The sequence below is a fragment of the Tabrizicola flagellatus genome (assembly GCF_046295235.1).
GTDB classification, from domain to species: domain Bacteria; phylum Pseudomonadota; class Alphaproteobacteria; order Rhodobacterales; family Rhodobacteraceae; genus Tabrizicola; species Tabrizicola flagellata_A.
The window spans coordinates 24,655-41,030 of the sequence record NZ_JBKBLV010000009.1 but is presented as its reverse complement, the minus strand read 5'-3'; the positions used below and the strand labels follow the sequence as shown (position 1 = coordinate 41,030).

At 66.4% G+C, this 16,376-nt stretch carries 14 protein-coding genes; 7 read left to right on the top strand and 7 right to left on the bottom strand.

What is annotated here, in order from left to right; translation table 11 throughout:
* The first annotated feature begins 42 nt into the window (after positions 1–42).
* Together ACK4IU_RS05405 and ACK4IU_RS05400 are read left to right on the top strand one after the other, a co-directional pair.
* Positions 43–1,050, top strand: a complete 1,008-nt coding sequence (locus ACK4IU_RS05405; RefSeq protein ID WP_149587033.1) for an ABC transporter permease — start codon at positions 43–45, stop codon at positions 1,048–1,050.
* Complete coding sequence (locus ACK4IU_RS05400; protein ID WP_409732424.1) at positions 1,043–1,954, top strand: ABC transporter permease; 912 nt, start codon at positions 1,043–1,045, stop codon at positions 1,952–1,954. Before ACK4IU_RS05405 ends, ACK4IU_RS05400 begins: the two co-directional genes overlap by 8 nt.
* 78 nt (positions 1,955–2,032) lie before the next feature.
* On the opposite strand, the gene ACK4IU_RS05395 is transcribed toward ACK4IU_RS05400, so the two are convergent.
* The 6 genes from ACK4IU_RS05395 to recA form a co-directional block, all read right to left on the bottom strand.
* A complete protein-coding gene (locus ACK4IU_RS05395; RefSeq protein ID WP_409732569.1) occupies positions 2,033–3,316 on the bottom strand; it encodes a DUF3422 family protein in 1,284 nt (427 codons plus the stop codon).
* Between the two features lie 190 nt (positions 3,317–3,506).
* The gene (locus ACK4IU_RS05390; RefSeq protein WP_409732422.1) at positions 3,507–4,301 is read right to left on the bottom strand and encodes a class II glutamine amidotransferase; all 795 of its coding nucleotides are present in this window, start codon (positions 4,299–4,301) and stop codon (positions 3,507–3,509) included.
* Positions 4,302–4,411: 110 nt separating this feature from the next.
* Positions 4,412–4,702 (bottom strand): DUF1330 domain-containing protein, encoded by a 291-nt coding sequence (locus ACK4IU_RS05385; RefSeq protein ID WP_149587037.1) that lies wholly within the window; start codon positions 4,700–4,702, stop codon positions 4,412–4,414.
* 2 nt (positions 4,703–4,704) lie between these two features.
* Positions 4,705–7,359 (bottom strand): alanine--tRNA ligase, encoded by a 2,655-nt coding sequence (gene alaS / locus ACK4IU_RS05380; RefSeq protein WP_409732420.1) that lies wholly within the window; start codon positions 7,357–7,359, stop codon positions 4,705–4,707.
* Between the two features lie 103 nt (positions 7,360–7,462).
* Positions 7,463–7,981, bottom strand: a complete 519-nt coding sequence (locus tag ACK4IU_RS05375) for an MOSC domain-containing protein (RefSeq protein WP_409732567.1) — start codon at positions 7,979–7,981, stop codon at positions 7,463–7,465.
* Between the two features lie 26 nt (positions 7,982–8,007).
* Positions 8,008–9,078 carry a recombinase RecA gene (gene recA / locus ACK4IU_RS05370; protein ID WP_409732417.1) on the bottom strand — a complete coding sequence of 357 codons (1,071 nt, stop codon included), beginning with the start codon at positions 9,076–9,078 and terminating at the stop codon, positions 8,008–8,010.
* A 203-nt stretch (positions 9,079–9,281) separates the two neighbouring features.
* Between recA and ACK4IU_RS05365 the strand changes: the two genes are divergently transcribed.
* A complete protein-coding gene (locus ACK4IU_RS05365) occupies positions 9,282–9,872 on the top strand; it encodes a hypothetical protein (RefSeq protein ID WP_409732565.1) in 591 nt (196 codons plus the stop codon).
* Between the two features lie 117 nt (positions 9,873–9,989).
* A complete protein-coding gene (locus ACK4IU_RS05360) occupies positions 9,990–10,550 on the top strand; it encodes a YSC84-related protein (protein ID WP_409732563.1) in 561 nt (186 codons plus the stop codon).
* A 249-nt stretch (positions 10,551–10,799) separates the two neighbouring features.
* Here the strand turns inward: ACK4IU_RS05360 and ACK4IU_RS05355 are convergent, their stop codons facing one another.
* Complete coding sequence (locus ACK4IU_RS05355; protein ID WP_409732415.1) at positions 10,800–11,663, bottom strand: NAD(P)-dependent oxidoreductase; 864 nt, start codon at positions 11,661–11,663, stop codon at positions 10,800–10,802.
* 92 nt (positions 11,664–11,755) lie between these two features.
* Between ACK4IU_RS05355 and ACK4IU_RS05350 the strand changes: the two genes are divergently transcribed.
* From ACK4IU_RS05350 to ACK4IU_RS05340, 3 genes are all read left to right on the top strand, one after another.
* Positions 11,756–14,218: a penicillin acylase family protein gene (locus tag ACK4IU_RS05350; RefSeq protein ID WP_409732413.1), complete on the top strand. Its 2,463-nt coding sequence runs from the start codon at positions 11,756–11,758 to the stop codon at positions 14,216–14,218.
* Between the two features lie 103 nt (positions 14,219–14,321).
* On the top strand, positions 14,322–15,164 hold the full coding sequence (locus tag ACK4IU_RS05345; protein ID WP_409732411.1) for a MaoC family dehydratase N-terminal domain-containing protein: 843 nt from the start codon (positions 14,322–14,324) through the stop codon (positions 15,162–15,164).
* On the top strand, positions 15,161–16,363 hold the full coding sequence (locus ACK4IU_RS05340; protein WP_409732409.1) for a CoA transferase: 1,203 nt from the start codon (positions 15,161–15,163) through the stop codon (positions 16,361–16,363). Before ACK4IU_RS05345 ends, ACK4IU_RS05340 begins: the two co-directional genes overlap by 4 nt.
* The last annotated feature ends 13 nt before the right edge of the window (positions 16,364–16,376 follow it).

Below are 16,376 nucleotides of genomic sequence, written 5' to 3'. Positions count from 1 at the left end.
CCGGCCCCGCATCTTCCTTCCTTCCCGTCATGCGAGAGCTGCATGCTCACCTTCACGCTTCGCAGGCTGCTGTTGGCCATTCCGACCCTGCTGGTCATCAGCCTGGTGATCTTCCTGCTGGTCGATCTGGCCCCGGGCTCGCCCATGGCCGAGATCCCGCTGACCGTACCGCCGGATGTGCGGCAGAAGATGATCGAGGCGCTGGGGGCCGATCAGCCGGTCTTCGTGCGCTATTTCCTGTGGCTGCGGCAGTTCTTCTGGGTCGAGCCCGCCAGCCTGATCGACGGCTGGTTCGGCACGACGCTTGCGGAAGGTGAACAGCGCATCCTGTCCTGGCAGTCGCGCAGCCCCGTCTTCACCATCATCGGCCAGCGCCTGCCCCAGACACTGACCGTGATCGGCACCGCCTATCTGGTCGGCATTCTGATTGCCGTGCCGATCGGTATCTATTCGGCCTACCGGCAGTATTCCTGGTTCGACCAGGCCGGTACCCTGTTCGCGATGATCGGTTTCTCGGTGCCAACCTTCTTTTCCGGCACACTGCTCATCATCGTCTTCGCCGTCTGGCTGGGCTGGTTCCCGACCAAGTACGACACCCAGCTGGTCGTCAACGACTGGGCGAGTTTCGTCAAGCAGATCAAGCAGATGGCCATGCCGGTCATGACCCTGGGCCTGGCCAACGCCGCCGCGATCAGCCGCTACATGCGGTCCTCGATGCTGGACAACATGGGGATGGACTATGTCCGCACAGCTCGTGCCAAGGGCATGTCCGAACGCACCGTCGTGCTGAAGCATGTCCTGCGCAACTCGCTGATCCCGGTGGTGACGGTGATCGCGCTCGGGATCCCGGCGATCTTCGGCGGGGCGATCATCACCGAAAACCTGTTCGGCGTGAACGGCATCGGTGCGGCCCTGATCGGCGCGATCCACGCCAACGACCTGCCGATGGTGCAGACGCTCGCCTTCATCTTCGCGGTCCTGATCGTGCTCTTCAACCTGATCGCCGACATCCTCTACGGCCTCCTCGATCCGCGGATCCGCTATGACTGACGCCAGCGCCACCCAGCCGAAACCGTCGAGCCAGCTGCGCGACATCTGGAACCAGTTCCGCACGCACAAGGGCGCCCTGTTCGGTCTGATCACCCTGGGACTCCTCATCCTCGCCGTGCTTATCGGACCATACCTCTGGGTGCCAGAGAAGCTGACGGTGGCCGAGGCGATCAAGCTGAAGAACCAGGGGCCGTCCCTGCGCTTTCCGCTCGGCACCGACCAGCTGGGACGCGACATGCTGTCCCGGATGCTGCTGGCGGGTCGGGTCTCGCTGGCGGTGGGCCTGGTCGCCATGGTCATCGCCATCGTTTTCGGCACATTCATTGGCATCCTTGCCGGCTATTTCCGCCGCCTCGACGGGCCGTTGATGCGGCTGACCGACATGTTCCTTGCTTTGCCGCTGATCCCGCTCTTGCTGGTCATGGTGATGCTGTTCCGCGACCGCATCGCCGGGATGATCGGCCCCGAGCTTGGCGCCTTCACCCTGATCGTGTTCGCCATCGGCATCACGTCCTGGATGGCCACGGCGCGCATCGTGCGCGGCGAGGTTCTGACGCTGAAGGAGCGCGAATATGTGCTCGCCGCCCGCTCGATCGGGGCGAAGCCGAACCGGATCATCCTACGGCACATCCTGCCGAACGTGGTCTCGCCGGTCATGGTCGCGGCGACGCTCGGCGTGGCCGAGGCGATCATAACGGAAAGCGTGCTCAGCTTCCTTGGCCTCGGCTTTCCGCCCGACTTCCCGACCTGGGGTCGCCTGTTGTTCGATGGCCTGCAATACATGCAGGTCTATCCCGAGCGCGTGGTCTGGCCCGGCCTGGCCATCTCGCTGACCGTCCTGTCGGTGAACTACATCGGTGACGGGCTGCGCGACGCGCTCGATCCCCGCATCCGCGGCCGGTGAGGATACGGCTCGTCGTCAACTTCGGTGCTCCTCGCATGGCGCGCGACGAGCAGCCGAAGGCGCAGGAGGAGCATCCGCCTAGTGCAGCACCTTGCGGATGCGCCGAACCATGAGCCAGACCGCCAGCACCACCACGGGCACCAGTCCCGCCAAGAGCGCCCCATGGCTGATGTGCAGGGCATGTGCTGCGGGTTCCAGCAGATAGGCCGCCAGGTTCACGGCATAGTAGCTGATCGCGACCGTCGACAGGCCCTCGACCGTGCGCTGCAGCCGCAATTGCAGGTCCGCGCGCTTGTCCATGCTTTCCAGAAGCTTCTGGTTCTGCGCTGACCGTTCGACATCCACCCGTGTCCGCAAGAGTTCTGCCGCCCGTTCCGCCCGCTCTGCCATCGCGGCCAGCCGGTTCTCCGACGACTTGACCGTTCGCATCGCTGGATCGAAGCGGCGCATCATGAACTCTGCGAAGGTCTGCCGCCCCTCGATGCGCTGTTCGCGCAGCACTTCGATCCTCTGGTTGACGATCGCCTCGTAGGCCGCTGTCGCCCCGAAGCGGAAGGAGAACTGCACCGCCAGGCTTTCCAGCTCTGCCGAAATGGTCAGAAGGTCGTGCAGCGCGGCTTCCGGCGCGGGTTCCGCGTTGTCCAGGCCGGAGACAAGCGCCGAGAGCCTGGGGTCAAGGGCATTCAGCCGCGCCGACAGATCCCGCGAGCGCATCAGCCCCAGCATCGACATCGCCCGATAGGTCTCGATCTCGCACAGGCGCTGCACGATCCGCCCCACGCGCCTCCGGCCGGTTCCGGGCGCGACGAAGACGGCAAACCGCATGTGTCCGGCCGGGTCGATCCGGAAATCTCCCGCAACCACGGCAGCGCCGTCAACGACGCGGCTTACCGCCAGGCTCTCGGGCACGAACCACTCGTCCACCCGCCTCAGCAGTTCTGCATCGTTGGCCGGCATCGGCTCCACCCGGATCAGAACTGATGTCAGGCGCTTTCCGGGCGCGTCGGCCAGCCAGTCTTCGGGCAGCACCTCCGCCTCGGCCGGATCGAAAGGCCGCGCCGACAGGCCCCGGCTGAAGGCCGTGTAGGTGACGAACTCGGTATGGCTTTCCCATTTCAGTTCTGCCCGGCCGATCGGCCCCTGGAAATGCGTGGCCCCCGGCTGGGGATGCGCCGAGCCGTTGCGGTCAAGAAGCGCAACAAGATGCGCACGGTCGCGGTCGCGATCGCGGTTCTGGGCCTGAACAGGCTCCTTGATCGCCACATAGACGGCCGTTGAGGGCACCTCCAGCGACGGGAAAGGCCGTGCGTGCAGCTCGTTGACCGTGGCATAGCGCAGCGGGTGGTCGGAAATCGGCATGATCAGTGATCCGGAACGGATTGTCTCGCCTTGCGCTTATCCAGATTTTTCGAGGATATCCATGGTTTTATCGGCATGCTGCCGCATACCGACAAAGGCGCAAGGTCTTGTCCGGCTTTCGGGCACAGCAGCATCGGAATGTCGCGATCCGGTGCGGGGTCCGCGCAGGGCCTCTGCCCCGGGAGCCGCAGGCTCAGGCGACGGCCGCAAGCCGACAGGGCATGAAATCCTCGACCATGGCGGTTTCGCCCTCGAAGGTGCAGAAGCTGTAGGAGGGCACCTCCTCCCAGCCGCCTTCTTCGGCTTCCAGCGGCTCGGACACCACGGCCCTGCCCTGCCGGCTGTCGGACCAGCGATGGTAGAGCGATGGGGCCGCAGCGTCCGTCGCATAGCGCACGGCATACAGCCTTTTTCCGTCCGACAGTGCCGCCGTCATCCGCAGATGCGGAGCCGCACCCTTCTCTCGGGCAAGCCGGATGAACCGCGCCGCCGCCCGTTCCAGCGCGCCCCGGGGGTCGTCATCCAGCCCCTCGGCCAGTGCCACGAGGAAAAGCGCCTCGCTGTCGGTGGCGCCCTTGCGGTGGGGATACAGTGCCTCGGGGATCATCATGTCGGCATCGCGACGGAAGCTGTCATAGCCTCCGACCTGACCATTGTGCATGAAGCTCCACCGGCCATGGGTGAACGGGTGGCAGTTGTTGCGGCTGGTGGCCGTTCCGGTGCTGGCCCGCACATGCGCAAGGAAGAGGTGCGACTGGACCTGTGCCGTCAGGCTTTTCAGGTTCGGGTCCGACCATGCCGGAAGCACATCGCGGAACAGCCCTGGCTCCGGCTTGGCGCCATACCAGGCAATGCCGAACCCATCAGCGTTGATCGCCGTGTGGCACTGAGTAGCACAGTGGCTTTGGTGGATCAGTGAGTGACCGGGGCGACTGATGATCTCCTCCAGGAAGATCGGCGCCCCGGTATAGGCGGCCCAGCGGCACATCAGAACGTGCCCTCACAGAACAGGAACATCAGCCCGACCTCGACGTTTTCGACAATCTAGCAGAAATCGTCCAGACCCGGGAAGATACCGCATTGAATTTGCGGAAAACCTTACTCGATCTCCTCGACAACCATCAGATCCCGGACGCTGGCGCCCTTCGCATGGGCGAGGGCAGCCTGATAGGCGGGGGAATTGTAGCACTCCACCGCCTTTTCCAGGCTCGGAAACCGGGCGACGACATTGCGGGCGCGGTCGTTGCCCTCCAGTTGCACATAGCGCCCGCCCCGGGCGAGAAAGACGCCGCCATGGGCCGCGATGGCAGGACCGGCTTCCCGGGCATAGCGGCCATAGGCTTCTGCATCCGTGACGTGAACGTGGGCGATCCACAGAGCGGTGGGCATGGTCATCCTCCGATTGCGGCTTCGGCCGCCTTGATCGCAGCCTGGGCCTGACCGATGTCGGCGCCGCCCGCCTGGGCCAGATCGGGACGGCCGCCCCCGCCCTTGCCGCCAAGGGCCTCGGCCGCGGCCTTCACAAGGGTGACGGCGGAAAGTCTTCCGGTCAGGTCCTGGGTCACGCCCGCGGCGACCGCCGGCTTGGCGCCCGTGTCTGCGATAAGCAGCACGGCACCCGAGCCGATCCTGGCCTTAACCTCGTCGATCAGCGCCGGAAGATCCTTGCCGGACACGCCCGACAGCACTTGAGCAACGAACTTCACGCCGTTGATTTCCTTGGCTTCCGGGCCGGCTGCCTTGCCCCCCATCGCCACCTCGCGGCGCAGTTGGGCAACCTCGTTCGCAAGCGCCTTGCGTTCCTCGAAGAGTGCGCGGATCCGGTCTGCGAGCTCGGCCGGCGGGGCCTTGATGATGGCAGCGATATCATTCAGCCGCGCATCCTGCTGGCGCAAGTGATCCAGCGCCGCCTGCCCCGTCAAGGCCTCGATCCGCCGCACGCCGGCCGAGGAGGCGCTTTCCGACAGGATCACCATCGAGCCGATGTCACCGGTGCGCTGCACATGCGTGCCCCCGCAAAGCTCAAGGCTGTAGGTCTTGCCGTCGCTGCCCTTGCCCGACCCCTCCAGCTTGCCCATCGAAACGACGCGGACTTCATCGCCGTACTTCTCGCCGAACAGGGCCTGCGCACCGATGGCGCGGGCATCATCGGGGGTCATGATCCGGGTCTCGACGGGCGAATTCTGACGGATGAAGGCGTTGACCTCGGCCTCGATGGCGGCCAGGTCCGAGGCCTGGATCGCCGTGGAATGGCTGAAGTCGAACCGAAGGCGGTCTGCGGCATTGAGCGATCCCCGCTGCGCGACATGGTCGCCCAAGGTCCGGCGCAAGGCCTCATGAAGCAGGTGCGTGGCAGAGTGGTTCGCGCGGATCGCAGCGCGGCGCGCATGCGCCACCTCCAGCTTTGCCGGCTGTCCCTTGATGATCGTGCCTTCCGTCACTGTCGCAATGTGGATGAAGATGCCGGCGGCCTTCTTCACATCGGTCACTTCTGCGGTACCGGTCTGGGTACGGATCAGACCTGCATCGCCCACCTGTCCACCGCTTTCAGCGTAAAATGGCGTCTGGTTGGCCACGATCTGCACTGTCTCGCCCATGGCTGCCTGACCGACGACCGCCCCGTCCCGCACCAGCGCGGTGATCACGCCCTCGGCGGTTTCGGTCTCATATCCCAGGAACTCGGTGACGCCGTGCTCTTCCGCCAGGTCAAACCAGATCTTTGCATCGCCCGAAGCCCCGGTTCCCGACCAGGCGGCTCGGGCTTTCGCCTTCTGTTCGGCCATTGCCGCGTCAAAGCCCTGGACATCGACCTCCCGTCCCTTCTCGCGCAGGGCATCCTGCGTCAGGTCCAGCGGGAAGCCATAGGTGTCGTACAGCCTGAAGGCCGCCGCACCCGGAAGCGCCGCGCCTTCGGGAAGGCCGGAAAGTTCGTCGTCCAAGAGCCGCAACCCGCGGTCGAGGGTCTGCTTGAACTTGGTTTCTTCGGTGCGCAGCGTCTCTTCGATCAGCGATTGCGCCCGCGACAGTTCGGGATAGGCGCCGCCCATCTGCCGCACCAGCGCCGGGACGAGGCGGTGCATCACCGGATCTTGCGCGCCAAGCATGTGCGCATGGCGCATGGCGCGACGCATGATGCGGCGCAGGACATAGCCACGGCCCTCGTTCGAGGGCATGACGCCGTCGGCGATCAGGAAGGACGTTGACCGCAGGTGGTCGGCGATGACCCGATGGTGGATCTTCCCTGGCCCGTCAGGGTCCTGGCTGGTGACATTCGCGCTGGCTTCGATCAGCGAGCGCATCAGGTCGGTGTCGTAGTTGTCGTGCTTGCCTTGCAGAAGCGCCCCGATCCGCTCCAGCCCCATGCCGGTGTCGATCGACTGCATCTCCAGAGGCACCAGACGCCCATCGGCGAACTGTTCGTTCTGCATGAAGACGTTGTTCCAGATTTCGATGAACCGGTCGCCGTCCTCCTCGGCGCTGCCCGGAGGACCGCCCCAGATGTGCGGCCCGTGGTCGTAGAAGATTTCCGTGCAGGGACCGCAGGGGCCAGTCGGACCCATGCGCCAGAAGTTGTCGTCCGAGGCGATGCGGATGATGCGGTCGTCCGAAAGACCCGAGATCTTCTTCCAATACTCCGCCGCCTCGTCGTCGGTGTGATAGACCGTGACCAGAAGCTTGTCCTTCGGCAGGCCGAAGTCCTTGGTCAAGAGCTCCCAGGCATAGGCGATGGCCTGTTCCTTGAAATAATCGCCGAAGCTGAAATTCCCCAGCATTTCAAAGAAGGTATGATGCCGCGCCGTATAGCCGACATTGTCTAGGTCGTTGTGCTTGCCCCCTGCCCGCACGCATTTCTGCGCCGTTGTCGCGCGCTTGTAGTCCCGCGTCTCGACTCCGGTGAAGAGGTTCTTGAACTGCACCATGCCCGAGTTGGTGAACATCAGCGTCGGGTCGTTCCGCGGCACCAGGGGCGAGCTTTCCACCACCCGGTGATCGTTGCGGCGGAAGAAGTCGAGGAAGGTCGAGCGGATGTCGTTCAACGAGGCCATGTCGGGACGGTCCTTGCGGCGGAAACGTATGGTCGGCCCCCCATGTAGCCCCCCGCAAGGGGCCTGTCCACAGCCGGGCCGCCGCCTTGGGAAAAAAGGACGCTCAGCGCAGGACTTCGACGACGTCGCCGTTGCGGATCACGCCGTCCCGTTCGACCGAGCAGAGGACGCCACGCAGCCGCAGCTCCGGGTGGGCGCGGACCCAAGTGAAGGCCGCCTCGCCGTGCCGCACCTTCCACTTGGCACAGGCGTCGTTCCAGACCTTGGACACGCGCAGAACCGCCGTACCCACCGCCAGCAGGGTGCCGGCGGGCAGGTTGGCTTCCGACATGTCCAGATCGCACACGAACGTGTCACCGGGATGGACAACGTTCTCGCGGTCACGCCAGACCAGGTCCAGCACCCGACGGGGCAGGATCGAGACCTGGATGCCCGGATGGCCGCTCCCGTCGGGTAGCTTGAGCCAGGGCGTTCTGCCCCAGCGCTCGCCGGGGATGCCCTGCGCCCTGGTCACCATGATCTCATCAACGAAACGACGCTGGCCGAAATCGGGACGCAGGCACAAAAGTTCGACCGCGCTGCCGCTTTTGGGTGCAGACAGCACCCCCGGCAGCGCGGCCATCAGCTCGTCAATGGTGACGTGATCGCTCACTCGTCCAGCACTTCGGCGGACTCGTCGCCGGCCATGGTGAAATCGAGCCCGTTGGCCGCGCGGATCTTGTCCTCGATCTCCAGCGCGACCGAGGGGTTCTGCTTCAGGAAGGCCTTGGCATTCTCGCGGCCCTGGCCGATGCGTTCGTCCTTGAAGGAATACCAGGCGCCCGACTTTTCCACGACCCCGGCCTTTACGCCGATGTCGATCAGTTCGCCGGTCTTCGAGATGCCCTCGCCATACATGATGTCGAACTCGACCTGCTTGAAGGGCGGGGCGACCTTGTTCTTCACCACCTTGACCCGGGTCGTATTGCCCACGACCTCTTCCCGATCCTTGATCGCGCCGATGCGGCGGATATCCAGCCGGACCGAGGCATAGAACTTCAGCGCGTTGCCGCCGGTGGTGGTTTCGGGGTTGCCGAACATCACGCCGATCTTCTGGCGGATCTGGTTGATGAAGATGACCATGCAATTCGACCGGCCGATCGAGGCCGTCAGCTTGCGCATCGCCTGGGACATCAGGCGGGCTTGGCTGCCCATCTGCATGTCGCCCATGTCCCCTTCGATTTCCGACTTGGGCACCAGAGCCGCGACAGAGTCGACGACGACCAGGCTGACCGCTCCCGAACGCACCAGAGTGTCCACGATCTCCAGCGCCTGTTCGCCGGTGTCGGGCTGCGAGATCAGAAGCTCATCGAGGTTGACGCCCAGCTTCTTGGCATATTGCGGGTCAAGCGCATGTTCCGCATCGACAAAGGCGCAGACGCCGCCCTTCTTCTGCTCTTCGGCCACGACATGCAGCGTCAGCGTCGTCTTGCCCGAGGATTCCGGCCCGTAGATCTCGATGATCCGGCCCTTGGGCAGGCCGCCGATCCCCAGCGCGATATCGAGGCCCAGAGAGCCGGTCGAGGTCGATTCGATCTCCATCGCCGGGCTGTCGGCGCCGAGCTTCATGATCGAGCCCTTGCCGAACTGCCGCTCGATCTGTGCCAGCGCCGATTCCAGCGCCTTCGACTTGTCCATATCCCGCTTGCCCCCGAGGTCGAGAAGGTTAGCCACCGCCATGTCGTTCTCCTTATTTCATAGCCGCATCGTGGCGGCAATCCTTGCCGGTGTTCCCCAAGTGTTCTTGTACTTATGAGACCAAACGGGGAACATTTCAACTCAAATCTCGTGATGGCAGTTTTCCCCGGCTTTGGTTAAGGGAGTGTTGATACGCGCTCGCCCCAAGCGGGCGTCGTTCGAGAAATCGAGTGAATGGGGCAATGATGCTGGTGTTCTGGGAACAGAGGCTCGCGTTTCTGGCCACGCCCAAGACTGGCTCGACCGCCATCGCGGCCGCCCTCGAATCGCTGGCCGCCGTGTCGATCCAGCGCCCGCCGTTGTTGAAGCACACGACGGTCCACCGCTACCGCCGGTTCATCGGGCCCTATCTCGAGGCGGCCTCGAAGGACAGCTTCACGCTGGTCGCACTGATGCGCGAACCGACCGACTGGCTGGGGTCGTGGTACCGGTTCCGCCAGCGCGACGAGGCGGATGCGGGAAAATCGACGCGCGGCATGAGCTTCGACGAATTCGTCCGCGCCTGGTGCAGCGACCCACGACCGGATTTCGCCGACGTGGGGAGCCAGGCAAAGTTCCTGCGGCCGCGTCAGGGCGTCGGGGTGGACCGACTGTTCAGGTATGAAGAGATCGACGGGTTCGTCCGGTTCCTGGAAGACCGGCTGGAATGCGAGATCACCCTGCCCCGCCTGAACGTCTCGCCAGCGGGGACGACCGAGTTGACCCCGGCAACGGCGGCGCTGCTGCGCGAGGTCGCGGCCGAGGATTTCGCGCTCTATGCCACGCTGACCGGCTAGGCATGCGCCCGCCGGTGCGCTGCATCGGGCATGACAGGCGGCGGGAAAGCGGCTAGGGTGGCAGCCAAGGGGCCTTGAGACCCCAAGAGGCATGAGAGGGCGGAACAGATGACCGACATGTGGATGACGCGGCGCGGGCTTGTGCTGGGCGCGGGGGCGCTTGCCGCGACGGGCGCACTTTCGGGGTGCAACAACGGGATCGGATCGAACGGGGCAAACCAGATCGAGGCGCGGGTTTCGGCGACCGAAAGCTTCCTGTTCTCCCAATATCCGGGGACGCGCGACCTGGCCAGTCGGGCGGCCGGCGTCCTTTACATGCCCCTGATGACCGAAGTCGGCGCCGGCTTCGGCGGGGCCTTCGGACGCGGTGCGCTGCGGATCCAGGGGGTTACGGTGGACTACTATTCCGCCGCCAAGGGGTCCTTCGGGCTGCAGATCGGGGCACAGCAGTATGCCCATGCCCTGTTCTTCATGACCCCCGAGGCGCTGGAGAAGTTCCGCCGCTCCTCGGGCTGGGCGGTGAGCGGGGACATCCGCTATGCCAGCCCCGAGGAGGGCGCCTCGATCGGGAAGGAATCGACCGAGCTGAACGACGTGATCGCGCTTGTCTTCGGCCAGCAGGGCCTGATCGCCGGGGCCTCGCTGGCCGGGGTCAAGTACACCCGGATCATCCCCTGAGCCCGTCCACGGTGGACATTTCCGGATTTCATCGCAGAAACAATATGTTGCGCGCGGACGTTAGGGTTTTGTCAACCCCGATCCCGCGCCTTCCCCGTCCTGTCGCCGGCGCGCCCGGTGCAGCTGTCGGATGCCTCCGGCGGGAGTATTTGGGAAAAGGGCAAGACACATGACCGTGCGAGCGGCTTGCGCGGGCGATCGGGCAGCGCGCGGCGGGCCTGGGTGCGGCCCGGTGGCTCGAACCTGGGCTCAGCGCAGGCGGCGGATCAGGCTGGAGGTGTCGTTGCGGCCGCCGCCCATCAGCTGCACGTCCTTGTAGAACTGGTCCACCAGCGCGGTGACGGGCAGGCGCGCGCCGATCTCGTCGGCCGTATCGAGGCAGATCGCCAGATCCTTGCGCATCCAGTCCACCGCGAAGCCGAAGTCGAACTCGCCCTTCAGCATGGTCTTGTGGCGGTTGACCATCTGCCAGGATCCCGCCGCGCCCTGCGAGATCACCTCGACCACTGCCTCGCCATCGAGACCCGCCTTCTCGCCGAAGGCCAGCGCCTCGGAGAGGCCCTGCATCAGCCCGGCAATGCAGATCTGGTTCATCATCTTGGCCAGCTGCCCTGCCCCGCTGTCGCCGATCCGCCGGCAGATTCGGGCGTAGGACGCCATCACCGGCTCGGCGCGGGCGTAATCCTCGGGTCGGCCGCCGCACATGATGGAGAGCTGCCCGTTCTCGGCCCCCGCCTGCCCGCCCGAGACCGGCGCATCGACGAAGGCGAGGCCGAGCGCAGCGGCCTTTGCCGCGAGCCTGCGAGTCACGGTGGCCGACACGGTGGTGTGATCGACGAAGATCGCCCCCCGTGCCATGCCGGAAAAGGCGCCATCGGGGCCGGTGCAGACCTGGACGAGATCATCATCGTTACCGACGCAGGCCATGACGAATTCGGCGCCCTCAGCGGCCTCGCGCGGGCTGGGGGCAGAGCGGCCGGGATGGCGGGCGACCCATGCCTCGGCCTTGGCGGACGAGCGGTTGTAGACCGTCACCTGATGCCCCTTCGCGGCCAGATGTCCCGCCATCGGGAAGCCCATCACCCCCAGGCCCAGAAATGACACTTTCGCCATCGGCTCCCCCTCATCATTGCCCTTGACCGGCGCTTGGACTAGGACCGATCTGCAGTCTTCCGTCAAGGACATGCCGTCATGAACAGGCCCAAATGCTGACCGCCTTCCGCTGGCTGATCCGGATCGCCACCGGCATGACCGTCCTGGGCGTGGTCGCGGTCCTTCTGGTCTACTATATCCTGTCGCGGTCCCTGATCGACTATGACGAGGACTTCACCCTGCGCGGCATTTCGGCGCCGGTCGAGATCGTGCGCAACAACGACAGCGTGCCGCATATCTTCGGCAAGACGGACGAGGATGTGTTCTTTGCCCTTGGCTTTGCCCATGCGCAGGACCGCCTGTGGCAGATGACCATGCTGCGGCGCACGGTGCAGGGGCGCCTGTCGGAACTGTTCGGCCCGGCCACGGTGCAGGTGGACGAGCTGATGCGACGCTATGACCTTTACGGTCTGGCCCTGCAATCCGTCGAAGCGCAGGACGAGCCGACCCGCCGCGCGCTTGAGGCCTATTCCGCCGGGGTCAATGCCTGGATCGGCGAGGTCAACGCTGGCGCGCGCGGCCGGGGGGCGCCGGAGTTCTTCCTGTTCGAGCCGGAAATCTCGGCCTGGGCGCCGGCGGATTCGATTGCGATCCTGAAGCTGATGGCGCTGCAACTGTCAGGTGCGCTGCAATCCGAGGTGCTGCGCGCGCGCGTCTCGCTGCTTCTGTCGCCGCAGCGGCTAGCCGACATCCTGCCCGACGATCCGGGACAGGGGGTCGCGGCGCTGCCCGATTATGCCAGCCTGGTGCCCGGGGTGGCGCCGCTGGTGGCACCGATGGACTTTGCCGGCGGGCCGTTCTCGCCCGTGGCGGATCCGGGAATGGCGGGCGCGTCGAACGCCTGGGCCGCGATGCCCGGACGCTCGGCGGCGGGGGGCAGCCTTCTGGCCAACGACCCGCACCTTGGACTGACCGCGCCGACGATCTGGTACCTCGCGCGGCTGGAGTTGCAGTCGGGCGGCGTGATCGGCGGCACGATCCCCGGCACGCCCCTGGTGCTGGTCGGACGATCGGATGCTCTGGGCTGGGGCCTGACAACGGCCTATGTCGATGACCAGGACGTGGTGATCGAGGAACTGAACCCGGACAATCCCGAGGAATACCGGACCCCGGACGGTTGGGCCCGGTTCGAAAGCCGCCAGTCGATCATCCGGGTCAAGAATGCCGATCCGGTGACGCTGACCCTGCGCTGGTCGCGCAACGGGCCGATCCTGCCGGGCGGGCATTACAACCTGGGCACGATCACGCCTGCGGGGCATGTGGCGGCGATCAGCTGGACCGCGCTCTCGGGGGCCGACACTTCGGTCAGCGGGGCGATGGCGCTGATGAAGGCCAGGTCGATCCCCGAGGCGCTGGAGGCGGGGCGGAAGGTGATCGCGCCGGCGCAGAACGTGATGCTGGCGGACGGGAGCGGCATCGCGATGCAGGTGATGGGGGCGATCCCGGCACGCGATGCGGCGCATCCGTCGAAAGGCAGGCTGCCGGCACTGGGGTCGGACCCGGCGGTGGGGTTCAAGGGCATCCTGCCCTACGAGGACAATCCGCGTTTCCGCGATCCGGCCTCGGGCCTTCTGGGCAACACCAACAACAAGACGGTGGATCGGCCCTTCCCGAACCATGTCAGCTTCGACTGGGGCGACACCCAGCGCATCCAGCGCTGGCTGGCGCTGATGAAGGCGCGCGAGGTGCACACGCGGGAAAGTTTCATCGAGGCACAGCTTGACACGGTGAACCCGACGGCGCGGGCGCTGTTGCCGCTGATCGGGGCGGATCTGTGGTTCACCGGCGAGGCCGCGCCGGACGGAACCCCGGAACGGCTGCGGCAGCGGGCGTTGATCCTTCTGGCGGAATGGAACGGCGAGATGAACGAGCATCTGCCCGAGCCGCTGATCGCCGAGGCCTGGCTGCGCGCCTTGCAGAAGCGGCTCATCCAGGACGAGCTGGGGGCGATGGCGGACAGTTTCACCCATATCTCGCCGGTCTTCATCGAGCGGGTCTATCGCAACGTGGGGGGCGCGAGCATCTGGTGCGACGTGATCCAGTCGGCGGCGGTGGAAAGCTGCACCGACATCGCGCGGATCGCGCTGGACGATGCGCTGGTCGAGTTGACCGAACGCTACGGGCCGAACCTGGAAAGCTGGCGCTGGGGGGATGCGCACCAGGCGGTGCACGACCATCCGGTTCTGGGCGAGGTGCCGATCCTGAAGTATTTCGTCAACATCCGGCAATCGACCAGCGGCGGGGACGACACGCTGATGCGCGGGGTCACGCGCGGCGAGGGGCCGGAGCCCTACCAGAACGTCCATGCCGCGGGCTATCGCGGGGTCTATGACTTCGCCGACCCGGACAGTTCGGTCTTCATCACCGCCACCGGCCAGTCGGGCCACCCGCTGAGCCGCCACTATGACGACCTGGGCGAGCTGTGGCGGCGGGGGGAATACATTCCGATGTCGCTCGACCCCGAACTGGCCCGCGCCGCTGCGGTGGGGGTCATGGTGCTGACCCCGGCGAACTGAGCGGCTCTCGCCGTTTCTGCACCTGCAGCGTGACCAAAGGCCGCGCTTGACCTTTGAGCATTGCGCAACATCATTGCGCATTCGCAGTCTCAAGGGACAGATCATGTCGTCAGCATTCGCCGATTGGGTCGGACGCCGCGAGGAGGCCGAGGATGTGGTGACCGCGCGGCAGGCGCGGCAGATGGCGGCCACGCTGGAAAGCCCCATGGCCGATCTTGCCGAGGGGGCGCCCCTGCCGCCGCTCTGGCACTGGATGGGCTGGCTGCCCGAGACGCCGATGGGCGGCCTCGGCCCGGACGGCCACCCGGCGCGGGGCGGGTTCCTGCCGCCGGTCCCGCTGGAACGCCGCATGTGGGCGGGCGGGCGGCTGGAGTTCCTCGCCCCGCTGCGGATCGGCCGGCCGATGCACCGGCGCTCCACCATCCTGAAGGTGGCGGAAAAGACCGGATCGACCGGGCGGATGGTCTTCGTCACCGTGGGCCACGAGATCGAGGGGCCCGAGGGCCTCGCGGTGCGCGAAGAGCAGGACATCGTCTATGTCGCCATGCCCGACCGTTTCACCCCGCCCCCGCCCGTCCCCGCGCCGGAGGGGGCGGCATGGTCGCATCCGGTGACGATGGACACGGTGCGGCTCTTCCGCTTTTCCGCGTTGACCTTCAACGCGCACCGGATCCATTTCGACCTGCCCTATGCGACCGGGGTCGAGAAATACCCCGGTCTCGTGGTGCATGGGCCGATGCAGGCCATGTTCCTGATGCAGGCCGCCCGGGCCGAGGCGGGGGGCGCCCTGCCCGTCCGGTTCCGCTTTCGCGGCGTGCGGCCGATGTTCCATTTCGACCGTGTCGATCTGCGCGGCTGGCCTGCGGAGGCGGGCACGCAGGCGCTGGCGACGGTGATCGGCGAGGGCATCTGCTGCATGCAGGCCGAGATCGGATGGACCCCATGACCGCGCCGCTTCACGGAATGCGGGTGATCGAAAGCTCGGCCTTCGTCGCGGCACCGCTGGCCGGAATGACCCTGGCGCAGATGGGGGCCGAGGTGATCCGGGTGGACCGGCTGCAGGGCGGTCTCGACGCCGCGCGCTGGCCGGTGACGGACAGCGGCGCAAGCCTGTTCTGGGCCGGCATGAACAAGGGCAAGCGCAGCGTCGCGATCGACCTTTCCGCGCCCGAGGGGGTGGAACTGATGGCAGCGCTCATCACCGCTCCCGGCCCCGGTGCCGGACTGTTCCTGACCAACCTGCGCGGCAAGGGGCCGCTCGACTATCCCGCCCTCTCGGCCCGGCGCGCGGATCTGATCATGGTCTCGGTGATCGGGACCCGGCGCGGCGAGCCGGCGGTGGACTACACGATCAACCCCGGCCTCGGCTTTCCGCTGGCGACGGGCCCAGCCGGCATGACCGAGCCGGTGGGCCATGTGCTGCCGGCCTGGGACTGCATCACCGGGCAGATGCTGGTCGGCACGATCCTGGCCGCCGAACGGCACCGGCTGCGCACCGGAGAGGGCCAGTTGGCCGAATTGGCACTGAAGGACGTGGCGGCGGCGATGCTGGGGCATCTGGGGATCATCGGCGAAGTCACGGTCAACGGGGTGGACCGGCCGCGCCATGGCAACGCGCTTTACGGCGCCTATGGGCAGGATTTCCTCTGCGCCGACGGGCAGCGCATCATGGTCGTCGGGTTGACCGACCGGCAGTGGCGCGGGCTGGTGAAGGTGACGGGGATCGGCCCGGCGCTAGAGGCCGAGGGGCTGGAGCTTCGGGGCGAGGGCGACCGCTGGCATGCCCGCGACCGGATCACCGCGCATCTCGCCCCCTGGTTCGCCGCCCGGACCGGCGCCGAGGTGGCGCGGCTGTTCGATGCCGCCGGGCTGACCTGGGGCCCCTACCGCAGCTTTGCCGGCGCGGTGGCCGAGGATCCCGACCTCTCGGAGGAGAACCCGATGTTCGCCCGGGTCGAGCAACCGGGGATCGGACCCTACCTGATGCCGGGCAGCCCGGTCGCCTGGTCCGGCTTCGCGCGCCGCCCGCCCGCCCCCGCGCCGCGCCTTGGCCAGGACAGCGAGGCCGTGCTGGCCGAGGTGCTGGGCCTTGGCTCGGGCCAGATCGGCGCGCTGATCGATCGCGGGATCGTGGCCCAGGCCTGAGCCGATACGTCCA